The 25,633-nt window shown below is 25.3% G+C and carries 17 protein-coding genes; 16 read left to right on the top strand and 1 reads right to left on the bottom strand.

What is annotated here, in order from left to right; all coding sequences use genetic code 11:
• The first annotated feature begins 101 nt into the window (after nt 1-101).
• From B5D11_RS01500 to B5D11_RS01455, 10 genes are all read left to right on the top strand, one after another.
• Nucleotides 102-317, top strand: a complete 216-nt coding sequence (locus B5D11_RS01500; RefSeq protein WP_078681273.1) for a heavy-metal-associated domain-containing protein — start codon at nt 102-104, stop codon at nt 315-317.
• An 81-nt stretch (nt 318-398) separates the two neighbouring features.
• A complete protein-coding gene (locus B5D11_RS01495; RefSeq protein ID WP_078681272.1) occupies nt 399-2,471 on the top strand; it encodes a helix-turn-helix domain-containing protein in 2,073 nt (690 codons plus the stop codon).
• A gap of 171 nt (nt 2,472-2,642) precedes the next feature.
• On the top strand, nt 2,643-4,043 hold the full coding sequence (locus B5D11_RS01490; RefSeq protein WP_078681271.1) for an MATE family efflux transporter: 1,401 nt from the start codon (nt 2,643-2,645) through the stop codon (nt 4,041-4,043).
• Between the two features lie 138 nt (nt 4,044-4,181).
• Nucleotides 4,182-5,006, top strand: a complete 825-nt coding sequence (gene larE / locus B5D11_RS01485; protein ID WP_078681270.1) for an ATP-dependent sacrificial sulfur transferase LarE — start codon at nt 4,182-4,184, stop codon at nt 5,004-5,006.
• 220 nt (nt 5,007-5,226) lie between these two features.
• Nucleotides 5,227-7,107 carry a molecular chaperone HtpG gene (gene htpG / locus B5D11_RS01480; RefSeq protein ID WP_078681269.1) on the top strand — a complete coding sequence of 627 codons (1,881 nt, stop codon included), beginning with the start codon at nt 5,227-5,229 and terminating at the stop codon, nt 7,105-7,107.
• A 180-nt stretch (nt 7,108-7,287) separates the two neighbouring features.
• Nucleotides 7,288-8,097: a glycosyltransferase family 8 protein gene (locus B5D11_RS01475; protein ID WP_078681268.1), complete on the top strand. Its 810-nt coding sequence runs from the start codon at nt 7,288-7,290 to the stop codon at nt 8,095-8,097.
• Between the two features lie 228 nt (nt 8,098-8,325).
• Entirely contained in the window at nt 8,326-9,363 is a 1,038-nt protein-coding gene (locus B5D11_RS01470) for an energy-coupling factor ABC transporter permease (RefSeq protein WP_078681267.1), read from the top strand.
• Nucleotides 9,364-9,369: 6 nt separating this feature from the next.
• Nucleotides 9,370-10,173 (top strand): cobalt ECF transporter T component CbiQ, encoded by an 804-nt coding sequence (gene cbiQ / locus B5D11_RS01465; protein WP_078681266.1) that lies wholly within the window; start codon nt 9,370-9,372, stop codon nt 10,171-10,173.
• The gene (locus tag B5D11_RS01460; protein ID WP_078681265.1) at nt 10,170-10,901 is read left to right on the top strand and encodes an energy-coupling factor ABC transporter ATP-binding protein; all 732 of its coding nucleotides are present in this window, start codon (nt 10,170-10,172) and stop codon (nt 10,899-10,901) included. Before cbiQ ends, B5D11_RS01460 begins: the two co-directional genes overlap by 4 nt.
• A gap of 330 nt (nt 10,902-11,231) precedes the next feature.
• The gene (locus B5D11_RS01455) at nt 11,232-14,516 is read left to right on the top strand and encodes a DEAD/DEAH box helicase (protein ID WP_078681264.1); all 3,285 of its coding nucleotides are present in this window, start codon (nt 11,232-11,234) and stop codon (nt 14,514-14,516) included.
• A 56-nt stretch (nt 14,517-14,572) separates the two neighbouring features.
• Here B5D11_RS01455 and B5D11_RS01450 read toward each other — a convergent pair whose 3' ends face one another.
• Nucleotides 14,573-15,130, bottom strand: a complete 558-nt coding sequence (locus B5D11_RS01450; RefSeq protein WP_078681263.1) for a sigma-70 family RNA polymerase sigma factor — start codon at nt 15,128-15,130, stop codon at nt 14,573-14,575.
• 373 nt (nt 15,131-15,503) lie between these two features.
• Between B5D11_RS01450 and ftsH the strand changes: the two genes are divergently transcribed.
• The 6 genes from ftsH (at nt 15,504) to B5D11_RS01420 (ending at nt 25,086) form a co-directional block, all read left to right on the top strand.
• Entirely contained in the window at nt 15,504-17,318 is a 1,815-nt protein-coding gene (gene ftsH, locus B5D11_RS01445) for an ATP-dependent zinc metalloprotease FtsH (protein WP_078681262.1), read from the top strand.
• A gap of 14 nt (nt 17,319-17,332) precedes the next feature.
• A complete protein-coding gene (locus B5D11_RS01440) occupies nt 17,333-19,474 on the top strand; it encodes a HelD family protein (RefSeq protein ID WP_078681261.1) in 2,142 nt (713 codons plus the stop codon).
• Between the two features lie 199 nt (nt 19,475-19,673).
• Nucleotides 19,674-21,236, top strand: coding sequence for a UDP-glucose--hexose-1-phosphate uridylyltransferase (galT, locus tag B5D11_RS01435; protein WP_078681260.1), 1,563 nt, complete (start codon nt 19,674-19,676; stop codon nt 21,234-21,236).
• Between the two features lie 58 nt (nt 21,237-21,294).
• Nucleotides 21,295-22,455, top strand: a complete 1,161-nt coding sequence (locus B5D11_RS01430) for a galactokinase (RefSeq protein ID WP_078681259.1) — start codon at nt 21,295-21,297, stop codon at nt 22,453-22,455.
• 90 nt (nt 22,456-22,545) lie between these two features.
• Entirely contained in the window at nt 22,546-23,532 is a 987-nt protein-coding gene (gene galE, locus B5D11_RS01425; RefSeq protein WP_078681258.1) for a UDP-glucose 4-epimerase GalE, read from the top strand.
• Between the two features lie 657 nt (nt 23,533-24,189).
• Complete coding sequence (locus B5D11_RS01420; protein ID WP_078681257.1) at nt 24,190-25,086, top strand: ROK family protein; 897 nt, start codon at nt 24,190-24,192, stop codon at nt 25,084-25,086.
• Nucleotides 25,087-25,633: the final 547 nt, after the last annotated feature.

Below are 25,633 nucleotides of genomic sequence, written 5' to 3'. Positions count from 1 at the left end.
TATTATATCTATATATAGTGGTCAAAATTTAATAAAAAGACTTTTGTGAGATAATTATAATATAAATTTATAAAACTTTTAAAAAATGGAGGTAATATTTTATGACAAAGAAAATATTAATTGAAGGAATGAGTTGTAATCATTGTGTTAATCATGTTAGTGAAGCATTAAAAGAAATATATGGAGTAAAATCTGTAAAAGTTGATCTTAAAGGTAAAAATGCTTTAGTTGAACTTGAAGAAGATGTAGAAGATGAAAAATTTAAAGAAGCTATAGAAGATGCTGGATATGAAGTAGTAGGTATAGAAAAATTATAATAATACTAAAGAAATTGCAACAGAACAAGTTTTTCAAAGTTACTAAAGTATAAAAAATTAAGCATAAAATGGAGGTGTTTTATGGAAACAGAATATATAAATTATGCTGAAAAGCTTCCTGTTACAATTTCTTTAGCAAATATAAAAAATTATCCTATTCATTGGCATTATGCTATAGAAATTATTTATGTACTTGAGGGAAGTTTAGAAATTTATATAAATTCTACTAAATATAAAATATACGAAGGGCAAATGGAAATAATTAATGTAGATGAAGTTCATCACCTTGAAAGTAAAAATGATAATAAAGTATTAATTTTTCATATAGATCCATATTTTTTTGAAAAATATTATTCAGATATTGAAAATATGTTTTTTTATACTAAATCTTCAGATATAAATTCTCAATCAAGTAACGAATATAATGAACTAAGGACATATTTAGCTAGAATACTTTGTGAAATGGTTCAAAAACAAGAAAATTATGATGAAGAAATAGAACATATATTAGTTGATTTATTATATCATCTTTTAAATAACTTTAATTATTTAATTTATGAAAAAGAAGAACTTAAGGATGATGTAAATTTATTCCAAAGATATCATAGTATATATAAATATATAAATAATAATTATAAAAGTAATATAACATTACAAGACATTGCAGAAAAAGAATTTTTAAGTCCTCAATACATATCACATGAAATTAAATATGCAACAGGATATAGTTTTACAGATTTGATAAATATTACCAGAGTAGAAGAATCAATAAAGTTACTTCTTTCTTCAGAAAAAACAATATCAGAAATTTCTGAAGAAGTAGGTTTTTCTCATACTAGATATTTCAATAAAAATTTTAAACTTCAGTATAAAATGACTCCATTACAATTTAGAAAAAAATTTAAAATTGATAAAGATAAATATGAACAAATGAAAAAAATTGAAAATCTAGATTTAAACGAGAGTATTAATTATCTTATTTATTATCTTGAAGATTATGATAGATTTAATTATGAAAATAGGATATACAAAATAAACATAGATATGGATAAAAATTTAGGAGAATTTGATAAAAAATTTAAAAAAGTTATAAATATAGGAGACGCATTTGATCTTCTTATAGAAGATAACAAGGATACATTAGAAGAAATACAAAAGGAAATAGGATTTGAATATGGAAGAATTATTAATATATTTAGTATAGATATGGCTATTTTCCCAAATTCAAAATTTTTTAACTGGAATAGAACAAAAGATGTATTAGAATTTTTATATTCTATAGATATAAAACCACTTATAGTTATTGATTCTACTGGATTTACAGACGATAATTTTATGGAGGCTTTTGAATCTTTTTTAAGTTATTTTGATGATTTAGAGTCATTGGATTTTATGTCCTTTAAATTTGAATTTAGTACAAAAATTTCAGATAATCTAAAACTTAGAATAAAGGATTTATTAGAGAATAATTATAATCATAAAATTGAAGATATATATTATACAAATAATAAAGAAGAAATAAATCCTATATATGATACTGTATATATGATTCCGTATATTATTCATAATGAATTAAATGGAAGATGTATATCTTTTTTAAAAGCTTTTGATGTTTTAGATAAACAAGTAAATTTAACAAATGAGGTTTTTTTTGGATATCCTGGACTTATTAATGATATGGGAATAAAAAAGCCATCTTATTATGGATATTATTTATTAAATAAACTTGGTGATACATTAGTTGATAAAGGTAATGGATATATTGTTACCAAAACACACGATGAATTTCAAATATTACTTTATAATTTCCATGAAGGTATAGATAATTTAATTCCTTATGAAGAAATTTATAAATTAAGAGGTCTTAAAAATACTACTTCAAGGAAATTGTCATTAAATATAATAAATATTAATTCAGATATTAAAGTTACAAGTTATGAAATAAATGAAAAACAAGGATCTTCTTTTAATTATTGGCTTCAAATGGGTGAACCTATAAGGCTTAGTAAAGAAGAAAAGGAGATATTGCATAAAGCATCTTTTCCCAAAATAGAATTTAAACATTTTAAAAAAAGTGCCATAGTAAACATTCAAACTGTGCTCAATGGTTACGGTGCATTACTAATTTTAATAAAAAAAGTACAAAAATACTAAAAATACGGTGTTTTTGTACTTTTTCTTTTAATCATATCTGCATAAATTAGCTTAAATGTACCTTTTATTGAGCTTATAAGTGAATGTAATAAATTTACTAAAATTATATAATAAGACTATAGGAACTTATAATTTTAAAATTATACTATATTAAAGATTGAGGTGAGAGCATTGGGAATCGATGATAAAATTTTCGAGAAAGAGAAAATAATAAAATTGCTGTTTAAATTTGCTATACCAGCTATCATTTCTCTATTGGTATCTGAATTATATAACATGGTAGATACTGTATTTGTTGGCCGATATGTCGGACCTAATGCTATTGCAGCTCTAACTGTTGTATTTCCTATTCAAAGATTTTTAACATCTATAGGAATGCTTATAGCCGTAGGAACATCAACTTATGTATCAAGAAGTTTAGGTAAAAAAGATTTAATTGAGATAAGAAAAATTATAGTTAGTGCTTTTATAATCACACTGACATTCATAATAGCTACTTCTTCATTTATATTCATAATAAAAAAACCACTTCTTTATAAACTAGGAGCTAGCAGCTTAAGTTTTTATCTAGCCAATGAATATATAAAAGTCATTCTGTTTGGCAGTATTTTTCAATGTTTATCTTTGGTGTTATGTAATATTATGACTTCTTTAGGAAATGCAAACATGACAATTTATGCAACATCAATTGGTGCCATATTAAATATTATTTTAGATTATATTTTGGTAGTAAACATGGGAATAGGAGTAAAAGGTGCTGCAATAGCAACAGTTATTTCTCAAATTATATCCTGTATATTTGTATTTTATAAATTTAGAAAAGTAATTAATAATTTTAAAATTAAATTTTCGATAAAATGCATTAAAGAAGCTTTAGATAAGAATTTAATTCAAGGAATTATTGCCATTGGTTTTTCTACTTTTATAGTTGAAATTTCAGATGCCATTGTAGCTGTAATTTTAAATAATTTACTTTATTCTACTGGTGGAGATAGTGCAATAATAATTGTTGGTATAGTAACTAAAGTTTCTATGTTTATGTTTATTGCTATAATTGGAATTAGTTCTGCAATGCAGCCTATTGCAGCATATAATTTTGGTGCTAAAAAATTTAATAAAGTAAAGAAAACAGTTTCTTTATCAATAGAAATTGTAACTATAACTTCTTTAGTGTTTTTTATAATTATTAATTTATTTGCAACTAAAATTATAGGATTTTTCTTACAAGATAAAGAAATATTATATTCAACTGTGAAAGCTTTAAGAATATGCATTTTCTTACTTCCTTTAACTGGAGTATATTATATTGCAATATATTATTATCAAGCAATAAAAGAAGCCAAAAAAAGTTTCTTATTATCTATTTTTAGGCAGTTGATTGCATTTATACCATTAGCTATTATATTTGTTGAACTGTTAGGTACAATTGGAGTATGGATAGCATATCCCGTTTCTGATGCAATTTCAACCATACTTTCTATATATCTTTTAAGAAAATCACCTAAGAAAGAAGTAAAAATAAATGTAAATACAATTACTAATAAAACAATTCTCTTGAATAAAATAAGTTAATCAAAATAGGATATTGCAAAAATTATTTTAAAATAATTTTTGCAATATCCTATTTTTCTATAAAAAATAAACAAATATTTTTATTTATAGTATAATTGGAATGTAAAAGTTTTTTTAATATAGGAGGTAAAAATATTTATGGAATTAATGGATAAATTTCAAAAATTAAAAGATATACTTAAAGAGGCAGGAAGTGGAGCTATCGCTTACTCAGGTGGTGTAGATAGTACATTTTTATTAAAGGTTGCTTATGATGTACTTAAAGATAATATTATAGCTGTTACAGCCAGGTCATCATCATATCCTGAAAGAGAATTTAACGAAGCAAAAGAATATATAAAACAAATTGGTGCAAAACATGTAATTATAACATCTGAAGAATTAGATATAGAAGGATTTTCTAAAAATCCTGTTAATAGATGTTATTTTTGTAAAACTGAGTTGTTTTCCAAAGTTAGAAAAGAAGCTGATAAATATGGGCTTAAACATGTATTTGATGGCTCAAATTTTGATGATATTGGAGATTTTAGACCAGGTATGAAAGCAGCAAAGGAACAAGGAGTAATAAGCCCATTAAAATTAGCAGAACTTACTAAAGATGATATTCGAAAGCTATCAAAGATGCTTAATCTGCCAACTTGGAATAAACCTTCTTTTGCCTGTCTTTCTTCAAGATTTCCATATGGAAAAGAAATAACCATTGATAAATTAAGTATGGTTGAAAAAGCAGAGCAATTTTTAATAGATATGGGATTTAAACAACTAAGAGTAAGACATCATGATGAAATTGCCAGAATTGAAGTTGCTCCAGAAGACAGAGCACGTTTTTTTGATTTAGATATAATGGATAAAATAGGTAATGAACTTAAAAAAATAGGATTTAAATATGTAACTTTAGATTTAATAGGATATAGAACTGGAAGCATGAATGAAGTTTTATCAGAAGAAGAAAAGGTTGTATAATATAATTATGAAATTTTAGATTGTATAGAAAAATTTTTATTTCTCACAAAGTTATTTACAATGAAATTTACATAAATATATTGACTTAAACATTAAAAGGTGTTATATAAAAATTATGGATTAGCACTCAAAATATTAGAGTGCTAATAAAATTTAATTTTATAGACAAATATGTTATATAGTCCTATACAATAGATTAATAACGAAAGGGGAAGTTTATATGGAAACAAAACAGTTTAAAGCAGAGTCTAAAAGACTCTTAGACCTTATGATTAATTCCATTTATACTAATAAGGAGATTTTTTTAAGAGAACTTATTTCAAATGCTAGTGATGCAATAGATAAGATTTATTACAAAACATTAAAAGATGATTCTCTTACATTTAATAAGGAAGATTATTTTATTAAAGTAATACCTGATAAAGAAAACAGAATATTAAAAGTTTCAGATACTGGTATTGGAATGACAAAAGAAGAATTAGATGAAAATCTTGGAGTTATAGCAAAAAGTGGTTCATTAAAATTTAAAACTGAAAATGAAATAAAAGATGGATATGACATAATAGGACAATTCGGTGTTGGATTTTATTCTGCATTTATGGTTGCTGATAAAGTTACTGTTATAAGCAAAGCTTTGGGAAGTGATGAAGCTTATAAATGGGAATCTAAAGGGGTAGAAGGATATACTATTGAAAAGTGTGAAAAGGACTCTGTTGGTACAGATATAATAATGAAAATAAAAGAAAATACTGAAGATGAAAATTATGATGAATTTTTAGATGAATATAGATTAAAATCTATTATAAAGAAATATTCTGATTTTATAAGATACCCAATTAAAATGGATATAACAAAAAGCAGATTAAAAGAAGGAACTGAAAATGAATATGAAGAATACAAAGAAGAAGAAATTATAAATAGTATGGTTCCAATATGGAGAAAGAATAAAAATGAGCTTACTAAAGAAGATTATGATAATTTTTATTCTGAAAAACATTATGGATTCGATAAACCTTTAAAACATATTCATATAAGTGTTGATGGAGCAGTAAATTATAATGCTATTTTATATATTCCTGAAAAAATGCCATATGATTTTTATACTAAAGAATATGAAAAAGGTTTAGAGCTTTATTCTAATGGTGTTATGATTATGAATAAATGCCCAGATTTATTGCCTGATTACTTTGGATTTGTAAAAGGTATAGTTGATTCAGAAGATTTATCTCTTAATATATCTAGAGAAATACTTCAACATGACAGGCAATTAAAACTTATTGCTAAAAACATAAAGAATAAAATTAAAAATGAATTAGAAAATATGCTTAAAAATGAAAGAGATAAATATGAAAAATTTTATAAGTCCTTTGGAAGACAATTAAAATATGGTATTTATAGTGAATTTGGAAGTAATAGAGATGTATTACAAGATTTATTAATGTTTTACTCATCAAAAGAAAAGAAGTTGGTTACTTTAAATGAGTATGTATCAAGAATGCCCAAAGAACAAAAATATATATATTATGCAGTAGGAGAATCAATTGAAAGAATTGAAAAGCTTCCGCAAGCAGAGCTTGTACAAGATAAAGGATACGAAATTTTATACTTTACAGATGATATAGATGAATTTGCAGTTAAAATGTTAATGCAATATAAAGATAAAGAATTTAAATCTGTTTCAAGCGGCGATTTAGGAATAGAGTCAGAACAGGATAAAGATTCTAATAAAGATCAAAATGAAGAAAATAAGGATTTATTTAATAAAATGAAAGAAATTTTAGGTGATAAAGTTAAAGATGTAAGAGCTTCAAAAAGATTAAAGAATCATCCTGTATGTTTGTCAAATGAAGGTGAAATATCAATTGAAATGGAAAAAATATTAAATTCTATGCCAAATGACCAAAAAATAAAAGCAGATAAAATTTTAGAGATAAATGTAAATCATGATGTGTTTAAATCATTGAAAGAAGCTTTTCAAAATGATAAAGATAAACTTGAACTTTATACAAATTTATTATATAATCAAGCTCTTCTTATTGAAGGATTACCAATAAATGATCCTTTGGAGTTTACAAATAATATTTGTAAAATAATGAAATAATAAAAAACAAAGAATAAATAATAAATAAAGGCCGCTTTCAATATATTTTTTTGAAAGCGGCTTCTATTTGTAGTAATATAAGGTAAAATATAATATATAAATAAATTTATAAATAAAATTGTTTTAGGGAATTTTAGTAAATATGTTCAAATTTTATAGAAGCAGGAGTGGTGTATTTATATGAATATACTTGTAACATTAAATTCTAATTATATTAAGCCTTTAAAAGTTATGCTTAAATCACTTTTTTTTAGCAATCCCAAAGAAAAATTTACCATTTACTTAATGCATTCAAGCATTAAAGATGAAGAATTAGAAGATTTAAATAATTTTATTAAAATGCATGGAAGTCAGTTAGAAATATTATATATAGATAATAGCTATTTTGAAGATGCACCAATTATATTACATTATACAAAAGAAATGTATTATAGGCTTTTAGCATTTAAATTTTTGCCAAAAGAAATTGATCGTGTATTATATTTAGATCCAGATATTTTAATTATAAATCCAATTAGAGAATTATATGATATGGATATTAATGAATATCTTTATGCCGCAGCATATCATGATAAAATTACAGTTAAAGGAATTAATAAGTTAAGATTATATCCTTATGAAATTAATGCTTATTATAATTCTGGAGTTCTTTTAATGAATTTAGAACTTCAAAGAAAATTTATAAATGAAAATGAAATATACAAATTTGTAGAAAAAAATAAAGCAAAGCTTATTATGCCTGATCAAGATATACTAAATGCTTTATATTCAAAAAAAATAAAAAGTCTAGATGAAAAATTATATAATTATGATGTTAGATATTATCGTTATTATAAGATTATGACTAATGGTATGTGTGATATGGATTATGTTATAAAAAACACAGTAATTCTTCATTTTTGTGGTAAGAAAAAACCTTGGCATGAAGATTATAATGGAAGATTTCATGCTTTATATAAGCATTATGAAAAATTAGCAATGAACTTTTAATATAAAACAAAAAAATAAATTGATTAAATATAAATTAATATGTTAATGTATTTATTATATAATTACTCAATAAAAAATTTTTTATTGAAAATTATCCATTATGTATCGGTTAAATAGTAAATTTTAAATACTATAAATTATATAATGAAAGTTAATTTACAGCTTATTGTGGTTTAATCATTATATTATTTTATCTAAAAATATAATTTTATATGAGGATGTGAGTTTATGCACATGGCAGATGCTTTGCTTTCCCCAGCTGTTGGCGGCACTATGACAGCTATTACATTTGGAGGGATTGCATATTCTATAAAAAATTTACATAATGAATTAGATGATAAAAAAATACCTTTAATGGGAGTTATGGGAGCTTTTGTTTTTGCTGCTCAAATGATTAATTTTTCTATTCCAGGAACTGGTTCGAGTGGTCACATTGGAGGTGGATTGCTTCTTGCAATTTTACTGGGACCATATGCTGGTTTTTTAACTATGGCTTCTCTAATTTTAATTCAAGCTTTATTTTTTGCTGATGGAGGACTTCTTGCCTTTGGAGCTAATGTATTTAATCTTGGATTTTATGCTTGCTTTGTATCATATCCTTTAATATATAAAACTATAATGAAAAAAGGATATTCTTCAAAACGAATATTTATATCTTGTATAATTTCTTCCATAGCTGCCCTACAGCTTGGAGCCTTTAGTGTAGTTTTAGAAACATTTTTTTCTAGAATAACAGAACTTGATTTTTATACATTTATTCTTTTAATGCAGCCAATACACTTTGTTATTGGAATTATAGAGGGAATTATAACAGGAGCTGCAGTAGTTTTTGTTTGGAAGGCTCGTCCTGAACTTATAGAAAATAAAAATTCAAATAATGCATCAAATAAATTTTCTATGAAAAAACTTATTATTATAATAACAGTTAGTTTTGTAGTAATAGGAGGAATTTTTTCTCAATTTGCTTCAAGTAAACCAGATGGACTTGAATGGTCTATTATAAAAGTTATAAAAAATGCAGAAATTGAGACAAAAAGCAATTTTACTAAAAATCTTTTAAAAATACAAAATAAAATTTCTTTTTTACCTGATTATAATTTTAAGAATTCTGAAAAAGTTCAGGAAAATAATAAAAAAGATATAAGCACATGGTTATCCGCAAATAGTGGGACAAGTATATCTGGCATTATAGGTGGATTTATTACTTTGGGATTTATAATTATAGTTGGATTAAGCATAACAATGATAAAAAAATTAAAAGGATGATTATTTATGGAAAATATAATTAATGCTATTTATAATATTAGATATTTAGATGAACTATCTTCACAAAAAACTATAATTCATAAAGTACATCCTTTAGCAAAAGTACTTGTTACTATAATTTATTTAATAACTGTATTATCTTTTGATAAATATAACATATCAGGACTTTTGCCTTATATTTTATACCCTGTTGTTGTTTCTATTTTATCAGATATGCCAATTTTAAAAATTTTAAAAAGAACTTTTATTATGCTTCCATTTATTATAGGTATAGGTATATTTAACCCATTATTTGACAAAAGACCATTTATATCAATATTAGGTATATCTATATCATTTGGATGGATATCGTTTATTACTTTAATTATAAAATATACTTTAACTGTTACAGCAGGATTACTTTTAATAGCCACAACTAGAATTGAAAATATAGCAAAAGCTTTAAGAAAATTAAAAGTACCTAAATTATTTGTAACTCAATTTTTGCTAATTTATAGATATATTTTTGTATTATTAGAAGAAGTAGGGAAAGTTATAAAGGCTTATAATTTAAGATCATCTTTTAAAAAAGGAGTTTCTATAAAAGATTCAGGTTCTATTTTAGGACAAATTATGCTTAAAAGCTTTGATAGAGCAGGTAGAATATATAATGCTATGATTTTTAGAGGTTTTGATGGGGATTATATATTTGGAAAAGATGATAAAATTAACATATCATCTATGTTATATTTATTTATATGGGGTACATTTTTTATAGTTATAAGATTTATAAATGTATCAGAATTAATTGGAAGGTGGTTAATTAAATGACTCACCATTTTATAGAAGTTAAAAATGTACATTATTCATATCCAGATGGAAATAAAGCTTTAAATGGTATAGATTTTAGAATAAATTATGGAGAAACTGTTGGAATTGTAGGGGCTAATGGTGCTGGGAAATCAACTTTATTAAACATAATTTTAGGCGTTTTTTTCCCAAGCAAAGGAGAAATAAATATTGGAGATATTCCATTAACAAAGAAAAATCTTCCGTTAATTCGTCAAAAGGTAGGATTAGTATTTCAAAACGCAGATGACCAGCTTTTTATGCCTACAGTTTATGATGATGTGGCTTTTGGGCTGAGAAATTTTAAATTAGAAGAAAAAGAAGTAGAAAGAAGAGTTATAAAAGCTCTCCAGACTGTTGGAATACTTCATCTTAAAGATAAGGCACCATATAGATTATCTGAAGGAGAAAAAAGAGCAGCAGCAATAGCTTGTGTAATTTCTATGGAACCAGATATTCTTATAATGGATGAGCCAACAACATCTTTAGATCCTAAAGCTAGAAGAAGGCTTATAAATTTTTTAAAGGAATTTAATCATATGAAAGTTATTGCATCACATGATATGGATATGATATGGGAACTTTGTGAAAGAACTATAGTAATAAAAGAAGGAACTATTATAGCAGATGGATTGACAAAAGAAATTTTATCTAATGAAAATCTTATGGAAGAAAGCTCTCTTGAACTACCTTTACGATTACAAAAATAATATAAAATTTCTATAATTTATTTAATATTTTGCTAATGAAAATATGATATTGATAAAATTTATAAAAAATGTTAATATTAATAATATAAATCATAAAATTAAATATAAATGTTAATTTTAATATAAATAAAATTAATACAAGCGTTAGTTAATCACATTTAAAATGCATTTTTAATAAAATTAGATGTTTTAAATTTTAATGATTAATAACACAATTAAAGCTCAGGCATAAGGCTTGAGCTTTTGCATGTTTTTTTATTTATTGAAAAATATTTAAATAAAAAGGATATACTAAAAATATAGTAGATATAGAAATAAGAGGTGCTTTTATTGGAAACTTTTACTGAAAAAACTATAAAAAAAGAAACTGGAAATTTAACTTTTGAAAAAGGGGAAAAGCTTTACCTAAATGGTGGAATTAAAGCTTTTTTTAGTGAAAAAGAAGAAAACATTAATCTTTTAGAAATACATGCTAAAGTTAAAGAAGATATGGTAAGTGAAAATACAAATAATGTGTATATACTTTTAAATTGCAAAAGAGGTATTATAGAAGAATTTAACTGTGATTGTAATGAATTTCAAAGCAGTAAAAAAAATAAAGCCTGCAAACATATAGTAGCTGCTTATTTAAGGCAAATAAGAGGTAAAGAAAAGATTAAAGGCGAAGATGAAACTAAATTAACACGGGAGTATGTAAATAAAGTAAAAGAAAATAATAAAAAAGAAGAATCTATTACTAAAAAGATCATTGAAAAAAAGGTGCTTTTAAAATTAGATTTTATTATTGGATTTTATATTCGTGAAAATTTAAGAGAAATAACTTTAGAGTTTATGGTTGGAGAAGACAAGACTTATACTGTAAGCGATGCAAGAGATTTTCTTAACGCTTTTAAATTTAAAAATTATAATGTAAGCTGTGAAGGAGGTTTTGCTTTTAAGCCTAAAGAACATTATTTTAATGAAAGAGATACTGTATTTTTAAATATAATATCTTCTACACCTGTTATAAAAAGTACTATTGGTTTATACGATAGAAAAAAGGTAATTATAAATATAGAGACTTTAGAACTTATTTTTCAAATGTTATATGGAAGAAGTTTTAATTTAGAAATAAATAATATATTATACAAAAAAGTAAAGATTATAAATGAAGATTTACCATTAAAATTTGAACTTACAAAAATAGGAGAAAGAGATTGGACTTTAAAACAATTAAATGAACTTCCTATAGATATAACAGGACAAGGTAAATATTTCTTTTATAATAAAAATATATATGTTCCAACTATTCAGCAGATAAAAGATTATTTGGAATATTATAAAGAAATGCTTTATAAAAATGACAATACAATTTCTATAAAGCAAAGTAATAGAAAAGTAAAAAATGAATTAATTCCGCTTTTAAAAAATATAAGCGAGAGTGTTGAGGTTTTTGATAAAGCTACCGAAACAGCTAACGTTTTAAATAATATTTTTGAAAACATAAATTTTAAAACTTATATGGAATTAGATAGGACTTTAAGCGGTATATCTTTATCATTAAAATTTATTTATGATGATATTGAATTAGATATGTTTAGTGATAGTAAATTCAAAGTTGCAGCAAAGATAAATAATAGACAGCTTCAGAAAGAAATGATGATAATAGATATTATAAAAAGCTTAGGGTTTGAAATAACTAGAAAAAGCTTTGTAATAGAAGATGAAGATAAAATTTTGGATTTCTTATCTGAAGGAATAGAAAAATTAAAAAAAATTGGCGAGGTTACTTTAAGTGATTCATTTAAAAATTTAAGAGTATATGATAGTTCAGATTATAAAGTAAGTACAGCTATAAGAGAAGATGGTCTTTTAGAATTTAGCTTTTCTATAAAAGGTGTAAGCAATAGTGAATTTAAGAAAATATTTGAAGCAGTAAAAAATAATGAAAAATATTATAAACTTTTAAATGGAGGATATGTATCACTTAGTGATAAAACTTTAAAAAATCTTATAAATCTTGTTGACTACTTAGAAAGCGAAGGAAATTTAGAAAATAATGGTGTACTTTTAGCTTCTAAGTATAATGCTTTATATGTAGAACAATATTTAAAAGAAAATGAATCTTTATATGTAGAAAAAAATAAAAAATACAAAGAGTTAGTTGAAAATATTGAAAAAGCAAAAGATATAGATTTTACATTACCAGATTACTTAGAAAAAGTTATGAGACCTTATCAAAAAATTGGTTTTAAATGGCTTAAAACTCTTGCATCTTATGGTTTTGGAGGAATATTAGCAGATGAAATGGGTCTAGGTAAAACTCTTCAAGCTATAGCATTTATTGCATCTGAAGCCTCAAAACATGAAAATCCTGTACTTGTAGTTGTACCTACATCTCTTGTGTATAACTGGGTAATGGAAGTTGAAAAATTTGCACCTAATCTAAAAACATTGGTTGTATACGGAAAAAAGAGTGAAAGATTATCTAAAATAAAAGATATAAATGATTATGATTTAGTTATAACATCTTATGCAGTACTTAGAAACGATATATCTTATTTTGAAGAAATTAAATTTAGTTATTGTTTTATAGATGAAGCTCAGCAGATAAAGAATTCTTATACAGGAAATGCAAGGTCAGTAAAAAAAATAAAAGCAAAAGGATATTTTGCTCTTACAGGTACTCCTATGGAAAACTCACTTTTAGAACTTTGGTCAGTGTTTGATTTTATTATGCCAGGATATCTTTTATCAAAAACAAAATTTAATAAAATCTATGCAGAGCCAATAATAGTACAAAGAGATAAAAATGCTTTAGAAGCATTAAAAAAACATATAGAACCTTTTATGCTTAGAAGATTAAAAAGTGAGGTTATGAATGAACTTCCACCTAAAATAGAACATAAAATTGTAGTGGATATGACACAAGAGCAAAAAATTGTATATATGGCTTATGTTAATAATGCTAGAAATCAAATAAGAAAAGAATTTGAAACTAATTTTGATGGAAAAAGTAAAATAAATATATTATCTTCATTAACAAGATTAAGACAAGTATGCTGTGATCCATCAGTTGTTCTTCCTGATTTTGAAGGAGAAAGCGGTAAAATGAATGCACTTAGTGAAATTTTAGATGAATCTTTAAATGAAAATCATAGACTTCTTATTTTTTCACAATTTACATCAGTACTTAAAAAAATTGCTGTCATGCTTAAGCAAAAAGATATAGACTATTTTTATCTTGATGGAACTACTAAAAGTGAAGATAGGTTAAATATGGCATCAGAATTTAACGAAGGAAATAAAGATGTGTTTTTAATTTCACTTAAAGCAGGAGGTTTTGGGCTTAATTTAACCGGTGCTGATATAGTTATTCATTTTGACCCTTGGTGGAATCCAGCAGTAGAAGATCAAGCAACAGATAGAGCACATAGAATAGGACAAACAAAAACTGTAGAAGTTATTAAATTAATAGCAAAAGGAACTATTGAAGAAAAGATATTTAATCTTCAAGAAAAGAAAAAAGATATAATAGAACAAGTTATTCAAAGTACTGACGCAGAGAGCAGTATTATCTCTACTCTTACCAAAGAAGAACTTGAAGATTTATTTAGTTATGATGAAAGTATTTAAAAATATGGACAATAAAGCTAAAGTGCCACAAAGAATGGCTTTGCGGCGCTTTAAATTTATTCCATAAGTTTTTTTAGCTTTTTTAAAATTTTTTCTTTAAATTTTATACATGTAACATAATTCATATTTTTGATTTTAGAATATTCCTTTAGTTTACCGTGCTTAAAATAAACATAATTTATAAGCTCTCTTTCTTCAGGTGAAAGAAGTTTTAGTGCTTTATATAGACTATATATATCTTCTTTTAAGAGGACTTTTTCTTCTAAGTTTTCATTAGAAACTAAATTTTCAATAAATTCAATACCGTCATCTAATTCTTTATTTAAGCTAGATTCAGCGTTGTATCTGCTTTTTTGACGGATTTCATAATAAAAGTTATTTTTTATAGCTGAAGACACATAAGATGTAAAATTTTTATTTTTATTGAAGTCAAATTTAAAAACAGCATTTATAAGGCTCATATAACCAATTTGGAGTAAATCTTCAGTATCATATCCACTTATATAAATTTCTTTAGATGTTTTATAAATAAATCCTTTAAATCTATTAAGTATTTCTATAAGTGATTCATTGTCTCCATTTTTTGCTTTTAATACTAATTCTTCTAAATTCATAATATACACTCCTAAAAAAGAGCCGGCTTTTAAAATTTTGCTAGCAATAATATAATAAAACTTCAGAATATATTATGATAATTTTTACTTTTTAATAAAACAAAATACGAACATATGTTTGTAGAGATTTTACATAAATAAATATAAAGATTTAATAAAAAAAATAAAATAATTTTTTGTTTTTTATGATTTGACCAATTTTATAAAAAATAATATTGTATAAAATAATAAATAATTTTAAATATTTTATTAAAGGTGTATGTAAGTTTAATTTTTTAGTTTATAATTTTAATATAGTATTTTAATACAAATTTATTTTATTAAATACTTCATATTAAAATAAAATTTCATATAAGAAAGAAAGGAGAATATAATGTTTGACAATAAAAAATTAAAATATGCAGCCTATTATATAATGGGAGCTGCAATTATATTAATGATTTTAAATTTTGTATTAGCAGATGTAAAAACTCAAGCAATTAAATATAATGAATTTTTAAATTTACTTAATGAAAAGAAAATAGAAGAAGTTCAAATTTCAAAAGATAGAATAGTAATTATACCTAAGCAGACAGAAGGTGGCACTAAAAAAATTCTGTATACTGTAAATTTAAATGATCCTAAGTTAATTGAAAATTTACAATCTTCAGGAGTTAAATATGGTGGAATTGCTCCTGACAATAATCCAATTAAAAATTTCTTTTTTAACTGGGTATTACCAATAATATTATTTACCTTTGTTGGAAGGCTTATATTTGGAAGATTAGATAAAAAAATGGGAAGCGGAGTTATGTCCTTTGGCAAAAGCAATGCAAAGCTTTATGCAGAAAATGAAACAGGTAAAACTTTTGCAGATGTAGCAGGACAGGATGAAGCTAAGGAATCTTTAGCTGAAATTGTTGATTTTCTTCATAATCCTAAAAAATATACAGATATTGGAGCTAAACTTCCTAAGGGTGCACTTTTAGTTGGTCCTCCAGGAACAGGAAAAACTCTTTTGGCAAAAGCTGTAGCAGGAGAAGCTAAGGTTCCTTTCTTTTCTATGTCTGGCTCTGAATTTGTAGAAATGTTTGTTGGTATGGGAGCAGCAAGAGTCAGAGATTTATTTAAGCAGGCTGCAGAAAAAGCCCCATGTATAATATTTATAGATGAAATAGATGCTATAGGAAAAACTAGAGAAGCAAATGTAGGCGGCAATGATGAAAGAGAGCAAACTTTAAATCAGCTTTTATCAGAGATGGATGGATTTGATTCATCTAAACCTGTAGTAATACTTGCTGCAACTAATAGACCTGAAATTCTTGACAAAGCACTTTTAAGGCCAGGAAGGTTTGACAGAAGAGTTATTGTAGATAGACCAGATTTAAAAGGAAGAGAAGCTATATTAAAAGTTCATTTAAAAAATGTAAAATATTCTCCTGATATAAATGTAGAAGCTATAGCAAAAGCAACTCCAGGAGTTGTAGGAGCAGATCTTGCTAATATAGTAAACGAAGCAGCTTTAAGAGCTGTTAAACATTCAAGAAATGAAATAATACAAGAAGATTTAGAGGAAGCTATTGAAGTTATAATCGCTGGTAAAGAGAAGAAAGATAGAATAATGTCAGAGAAAGAAAAGAAAACAGTAGCTTTTCATGAAGTTGGGCATGCGCTTGTAGCGGCTCTTTTAAAAGGAACAGATCCAGTTCATAAAATAACAATTGTTCCAAGAACTATGGGAGCTTTAGGGTATACTCTGCAACTTCCAGAAGAAGAAAAATATCTTTTAACAAAAGAAGAATTATTTAATGAAATAGCTATACTTTTAGGAGGAAGAGCAGCAGAAGAAGTAGAATTTGGTTCAATTTCAACAGGAGCATCTAATGATATTGAAAAAGCTACTCAGTCAGCAAGAAGTATGGTAACAATGTATGGTATGAGTGAAAGATTTGATATGATGGGACTTGAATCTCCATCTAATAGATATTTAGATGGAAGACCTGTTCAAAATTGCAGTGCAGAAACTGCTGCATTAATAGATGAGGAAACTTTAAAAATAATAAAAGAAGCTCATGATAAAGCTAGAAGTATTCTAGAAAATAATAAAGAACTTATGAGAAAAATTGCTCAAAGACTTTTAGAAAAAGAAACTATAATGGGCGATGAATTTATGGCTATTGTTAAAGAAGAAACAGAAATAAAAAAATAAGGGGAAAGATATTTATGGAAAATATCGATTTAGCTTTAGAAAAAGAATTGAGCATAGAGAAAGAAATGCAGCTTAATTTAGAAAAAGAAAAACTTCAAGAAGTAATTTCTATAATAAATAAAGAAATATTAAATTATATAAATAAAAGAAAAGAAGCTTCTGAATTTATTAAAGATTATAGAAAAAATACTTTAGATGAATATAGAGATGATGAAGATAAGGTTGCTGAATACTTTGACCATGAAAGATTTATAAAAGAAGAAACTTATAAAGCTATAGATAAAAGACTTAAAGAATTAACACTGCTTTTAGGAACTCCTTATTTTGGAAGAGTAGATTTTAAAGAAGAAAACTACAAAGAAGTAGAGAGTATATATATAGGGAGATTTGGAATGACACCAGAAGGAGAGTATGAGCCGGTTATAGTAGATTGGAGAGCACCAATATCTGCACTTTTTTATACTAGTAAACTTGGTAAAAACTCTTATACTGCTCCTGCTGGTAAAATAAATGTAGATATACTATTAAAAAGACAGTTTATAATTAAAAAAGGAAAACTTCAAGGAATGTTTGATTCAGCTTTAGATGTTAAAGATGAAATACTTCAATTGATTTTAAGCGGTAATACAACTTCTAAACTTAGAGATATAATAATGACAATTCAGGAAGAGCAGGATAATTTAATAAGGCAGCCTAAAGAAAAAACTATTGTTGTAAATGGAGTAGCAGGTAGCGGGAAAACTACTATAGCTCTGCATAGAGTTGCTTATCTTTTATATAATTATAGAGATACTCTTCAAGATAAGGTTCTTATATTAGGGCCTAATAGCATTTTTATGGAGTATATAAGTACAGTTTTACCAAGTCTTGGAGAAGTAGGTGTAAGACAAACAACTTTTACTGATTTTGCTATGAACATTTTAGGATTAAATTCTATAATGGATTTTAAAGAATATATGGAAAAAGTATTAAAAGAAGATAAAGAATTTATAGAAGATATAATTCATAAAAATTCTATAGATTATATAAAAGAATTGGATAATTTTATTTCAAAGCTTGATAAAGAATATTTTAAACCAAAAGATATTAAATTTTATGATAAAGTTATATTAAGCTCTTATGAAATAGATGAATTATTTAAAAAGTATTATAAAGATATGCCTTTATTTAGAAGAAGCAACAAGATAAAAAGAATTATATTTTTAAAGCTTAGAGATGCAAGAGACGAAAAGGTAAGAAAAATACAAAAAGAATATCAAGAGAAAATTTCAAAGCTTTCAAAAACTGAACTTGAAATACATGAAACTTCTCTTAATTTAAATAGGAAAATAGAAATAAGAGAAGTTATAGAAGAAGTTATGAAAGCTAAAAAAGAGTTATCATGGCTTAATAATCCTGATGTTATAGAGCTTTATAAGGAGTTTAATAAAAATAAAATTTTAACACAACATGATCTTGCACCTATTCTTTATCTAAAAGTAAAGCTTGAAGGATTAAAGTTAAAAGAAGAAATTAAACATGTGGTAATAGATGAAGCACAAGATTATAGTGCTGTGCAGTTTTTAGTTATAAAAGAACTTACAAAATGTAGTTCTATGACTATAGTAGGTGATAAAAGCCAAAGAATTTTACCTCTTAAAGGTGAAACACCAATGCTCCAACTTGAAAAAATACTTCCTTCTTTAAATGTAGAACACTTTATTTTAGAAAAAAGTTATAGATCTACAAAAGAAATAATGGAATATGCAAATAAATATATAGAAGATAATAAAATAGTACCACTTGTAAGAAAAGGTGAACCTGTAATAGAAGAAACTGCAAAAAGTGAAGAAGAATTAATAGAAAATATAACTACTTCTTTAAAAAAATTTGAAGAAAAAGGTTATGAAAATATAGCAGTAGTATGCACAAACTTAGAAGAAACTAAAAATATAGGAAAATATTTAAAATCTATAACTTATGCAAAAATTATCGATAATGAGGATATATTGTACACTGGAGGTACTGTAATTATTCCTTCATATTTTGCAAAAGGTCTTGAATTTGATGCTGTAATTTTAATTAAAAATATTAATAATGAAAATAAAAATAAAATAAATTATGTAATGGCTACAAGAGCATTACATGAATTAAAAGTTATTAAAAAAACAATATAAAAAATAAAGCAGACCAAATTATTAAGGTCTGCTTTTAAAATTATAGAGAAAAATAAATATTTTTATAAATTTAAAACATTTACTATTGCAATAATAGAAAACCTTTGCTATAATAAGTATATAGAAAAGGTTTTCTAAAGGGATAAATATTAATTTATAAATTAAGCTCTTAAGGATAAATAAAAGGAGGCTGAAATAAATGAATAAAGTAAAGGCAGCTTTTGAAGTAGAACGTTTGCTTTTATTTGCATTAAATCACAATATAATAGAGGAACTTGATGTTATTACTTGTAGAAATGCACTTTTAGATTTATTAAAAATTGAAGAACCGTATGAAGGAGAAGTTCAATATGAAAATTTAGAAAGTGCAGTGGAAATACTTAATAATATTTTAGATTATGCAGCAGAAAATAAACTTATTGAAGATAATACTATAACATATAGAGATTTATTTGATACTAAAATTATGGGATTATTAATGCCTCGTGAATCAGAAGTAGTAAAAAATTTCTATAATACTTACAAAGAAGAAGGACCTCAAAAGGCTACTGATGAATTTTATGCTTTATCTAAAGCTTCAAACTATATAAGAATGGATAGAATAGAAAAAAATCTTTATTGGAAAGCAGCAACAGAATATGGAGATTTAGAAATTACAATTAATTTGTCTAAGCCAGAAAAAGATCCAAAAGAAATTGCAGCCTCAAAGCTTCGTCCTCAATCAAATTATCCAAAATGTCTTCTTTGTTTAGAAAACATTGGCTATGCTGGGCATTTAAATCACCCTGCTAGACAAAATCATAGAGTAATACCTGTAAATATAACCGGTGAACAATGGTATTTACAGTATTCCCCATATGTTTATTACAATGAACATTGCATTTTGTTTAATGCTAATCATGTTCCTATGAAAATATCTTATAAAACTTTTGAAAGATTATTAAATTTTCTAGAACAATTTCCTCACTATTTTATGGGATCAAATGCTGATTTGCCAATAGTAGGAGGTTCTATATTAAGTCATGATCATTTTCAAGGTGGAAGACATGTTTTCCCAATGGAGATTGCTCCTATTGAAACTTACTTTAAAAGTGATAACTTTAGTAAAGTTAAAGCTGGTATAGTAAAATGGCCTATGTCTGTTATTAGAATATCTTCTAAAGATAAAGAAGAACTTCTTTATGTATCAAACAAAATTTTAGATTCATGGAAAAAATATAGTGATGAAACTTTAGATATTTTAGCTTATTCAAATGTAAATGGAGAAATTATTTCACATAATACTATAACTCCAATAGCTAGAATAAATAAAGAAAACGAATATGAATTTGATTTAGTTCTTAGAAACAATAGAACAAGTAAAGAACACCCTGATGGTATATTTCATCCACATAAAGAGCTTCATCATATAAAAAAGGAAAATATAGGACTTATAGAAGTTATGGGGCTTGCAGTACTTCCAGGAAGATTGAGTGTAGAACTTAAAGAAATAGGAGATATATTAAAAGGTGATACTGTAAGATTTAAGAAAGCTCAAGAAAATATTGATGATGCAATTTATAAACATTTAGACTGGATAAAAGAGCTTTTAAATAAATATGGAACAAATTTAAATAGTGAAAAAGTAAATGATATTTTAAAAGCAGAAGTAGGAAATAAGTTTTTAAAAGTTCTTAAAGATGCAGGAGTATACAAAAGGGATGAAAATGGTCAAAAAGGTTTTATAAAATTTATGGAAAGTATAGGATTTAAAAATAAATAAAGCAAAACAATAATTAATAATATTGAAAAAATGAAAGATTATGTAAGGAGGCAAAACTATGGATATTTCACAGTTAAAAGCTAAATTTAATGAACTTTATGGAGAAGGAGATGTTAGAGTTTTTCACTCTCCAGGAAGGGTTAATTTAATAGGAGAGCATATTGATTATAATGGAGGATACGTGTTTCCTTGTGCACTTGAATTTGGAACTTACGGATTAGTTAGAAAAAGAACAGATAAAAAAGTAAATTTTGCTTCAACTAATTTTGATTTAAAAGTTTCTATAGATTTAGACAATATTGTATATAAAAAAGAGGATGATTGGGCTAATTATCCTAAGGGAGTAATGAAAATTATGAAAGATGAAGGTTTTAAGTTAGGAGGTATGGATATATTAATAAGTGGCAATATACCTAATGGTGCAGGGCTTTCATCATCAGCTTCACTTGAAGTATTGACGGCTGTTATTGTAGATACTCTTTTTAATGATGGAAAAGCTGACAGAGTAGAGTTAGTTAAAATTTCACAAAAGGCTGAAAACAGTTTTGTTGGAGTAAATTGTGGGATAATGGATCAATTTGCTGTAGGTATGGGAAAGAAAAATAAAGCTATACTTTTAGATTGTGCTTCATTAAAATATGATTATGCAAATGTTGAGCTTGATGATTATACTTTAGTTATAATGAATACAAACAAAAGAAGAGCTTTAAATGAATCAAAATATAATGAAAGAAGAGCTGAATGTGATGAAGCTTTAAGCATACTTCAAAATGAAATAAATATAAAATCACTTTGCGATTTAACTATAGAAGAATTTAATAAATTAGAACATTTATTAGTTAAAGAAAACATAAGAAATAGAGCTAAACATGCAGTTTATGAAAATGAAAGAACTAAAAAAGCTTATAAAGCTTTAAATGAAGGCAATATAGAAGAATTTGGGAAACTTTTAACTGATTCACATAATTCTTTAAAAAATTTATATGAGGTTACAGGAAGAGAATTAGATACAATAGTTTATGAAGCTTTAAAAGTTAAAGGCTGTATAGGTGCAAGGATGACAGGAGCAGGGTTTGGTGGTTGTGCTATAGCACTTGTAAAAAAAGATTCAGTAGAAAATTTTATAAATCAAGTTAAAATAAATTATACTTCTATTATAGGCTATGAGCCAAGTTTTTATTTAAGTGGAATTGGTCAAGGCACAGAAGAAGTGATATAATAAATTTTATATTGTTTAATTTTGAAGTTTTTACATTTTTAAAAATATTTCAGAAATGTAAATAATAAAGGTTTAAAGGGAGGAAAATTTATGGCAATATTAGTTTGTGGTGGTGCTGGTTATATTGGAAGTCATATGGTAGCTGCACTTTTAGAAAAAGGAAAAGAAGTTGTAATTTTAGATAATTTTCAAAAAGGACATAAAGATGCAGTACTTGGAGGAAAAATTTACGAGGGAGATTTAAGAGATAGAAAAATTTTAGATAAAGTATTTACTGAAAATAAAATTGATGCTGTAATAGACTTTGCAGCAGATTCTTTAGTTGGTGAAAGTGTAGTTGAGCCTTTAAAATATTTTGAAAATAATGTTTCAGGGACACTAAGTCTTCTTCGTGCAATGAAAGATTACGATGTTAAATATATTGTATTTTCTTCAACAGCTGCAACTTACGGAGAACCAGAGAATATTCCAATACTTGAAAATGATAAAACTTTTCCGACTAATCCATATGGAGAATCAAAGCTTACTGTAGAAAAGATACTAAAATGGTGCGATAATGCTTATGGTATAAAATATACTGCACTTAGATATTTTAATGCAGCTGGAGCTCATGAAAGCGGTAAAATTGGTGAAGATCATAAACCTGAAACTCATTTAATACCATTAATTCTTGAAACAGCACTTGGGAAAAGAGAGAAAATAATGATATTTGGTGATGATTATAAAACTGAAGATGGTACATGCATAAGAGATTATATACATGTTATGGATTTAGCTTCAGCTCATCTTTTAGCATTAGATAGATTAATAAAAGGTGGAGAAAGCAGAATTTATAATCTAGGAAATGGTAAAGGATTTTCTGTTAAAGATGTTATAGAAACTGCAAGAAGGGTTACAGGAAGAGAAATAAAAGCTGAAGTTGCACCAAGACGTGCAGGAGATCCAGCAATACTTATAGCTTCTTCACAAAAGGCTATAGATGAATTAGGATGGGAACCAAAATTTAATTCCTTAGAAACTATAATAGAAACAGCTTGGAAATGGCATGTAAATCATCCTAATGGATATGAAAAATAAAACTAATAAATAATATATATAAAAAATAATAAATATTTAATAGATAAAGGAGCTTATGCTAATTAAATAAATAGTTAGCTAAAAAGCTTCTTTATTTTTTATTAGAATACAATAAAGATATAAGCTGTATATAAAAAATAACGTAATTAGAGAAAAATTAAAAGAACATTTTTAATTTTATATCATCAAAATACTTCCTTACATAGTAAAATAAGTATAGAATATAATTGTCAGAAAATTAATTTTTTATATGATATTTAGAACAGATGACATTTAAAACCTTAAAAATTAATCTATCAATCGAATAAAATAATAATCCTAAGAACTTTTTATGGGGATTATGGCGGGGGGATATTTTAATTACAATACAGAATATTAAATTTAATTTTTAGCTTTTTAGTTTATAAACTATAATTAGATTAAAAAGAATAATTATATAATTAAAACACAATAGACTGTAAATAAATTTCCATTACACAATGACTAGTATGTTTATTATTGATTTATTTCAAAATATAGTGGTCAATTCTAAGAAAAAATAGTTTTTGTGAGATAATCATTATATAAAACTTATAATATTGTAGTTAAAATAGTTATAAAAAGTATTATAAGCAATACTAATAGAAAAGGTTTAAATAATTATGGAGGTGTTTAGATATGAATTATTTAGTATTTGATGTGGGTGGTAGTGCAATAAAATATGCCTTAATGAACCAAAAGGCAGAGTTTCTTGAAAAAGGACAAGTACCTACCCCGCAAGACACAATAGAGAATTTTGTAAATGCTATTGGAGGTATATTTGATAAATACAAAGATAGAATTGAAGGCATAGCTATTAGTATGCCAGGAAGAATAGACAGTGATCGAGGTTATGCTTATTCTGGAGGTCATCTAAAGTATAATTATGATAAAGATATATGTTCTATATTACAAAAGCGATGTCCTGTACCAATTACTATTGAAAATGATGGTAAATGTGCTGCTTTAGCAGAAGCTTGGATTGGAAGCCTATCAGATTGCAATGACGCTATAGTAGTTATAATAGGTACTGGTATTGGTGGAGGAATTATAAAAGATAAAAAACTTCACAAAGGTCCTCATTTTACTGCTGGAGAATTTAGCTATATAATTACTAATGACATAGATACTGAAGGAGAAGTTTCCAAATCACTATGGGGTTATGAAGGGGGCTATTTAGGTTTAATTAAACCTGTATCAGAGAGAAAAAATATTCCAATAGAAAAGTTAGATGGTCGTAAAGTATTTGAAATGGCAAATAATGGGGATAAAGATGTGCTTCAAATACTAGATAGTTATTGCTACAAATTAGTAAGACAGCTTTTTAATTTGCAGTACATTTATGATCCTGAAAAAATAGCTATAGGCGGAGGAATAAGTTCACAAGATATATTAATGGAGTACATACAAAAAAATATAGAAAAACTTGCAAACTCATTACCACATAATATAGTTATACCTGAAGTTGTACGTTGCAAATTTAGGAATGATTCCAATTTAATTGGAGCTTTGTATCATTATTTGAATAAACGTTAAAAATAAAGACTTTTAAAAATATATTTGTAGTATTAATATAAATTAAATTTATAAATTAATATTAATATTTGAAAGTTCCCATTACAGTTAATTATTTGTAATGGGATTATTTTTTATATAAATTTATAGCTTAAAACTGTAACCTATTTTGTTTATTTTAAATTATCTTAATAAAAATTTTTACTATATATATTAATATTTTAAGTATATTTAAGTATATTGAAAAGTATATATAAATATATAAATTGATTATCTAATAAAAGTATTTTTAATATATACATAATAGAAAATTAGAAACATTTTAAACTATAAATTGTATAGTGGGAATTAATTATAGATTATTGAGGGCTAATCATAAATATAATATTTATAAATATGTTAATGTTACAATATTATATTTATAACATTAAAAATTTAATGATTTTTATTCAAGCTAAGTAAACGATATCAAAAGTTGAACTATATAAATAAGGATAAAAAATAATAATTGAAGATATATTTTATCTTTAAATTATGAAAAATTTTAAGAATTAGAGAGGGTGGTATA

The sequence above is a fragment of the Clostridium sp. USBA 49 genome, assembly GCF_900167505.1.
GTDB classification, from domain to species: domain Bacteria; phylum Bacillota; class Clostridia; order Clostridiales; family Clostridiaceae; genus Clostridium_AT; species Clostridium_AT prolinivorans.
This window is presented reverse-complemented; position numbering and strand designations above follow the sequence as displayed.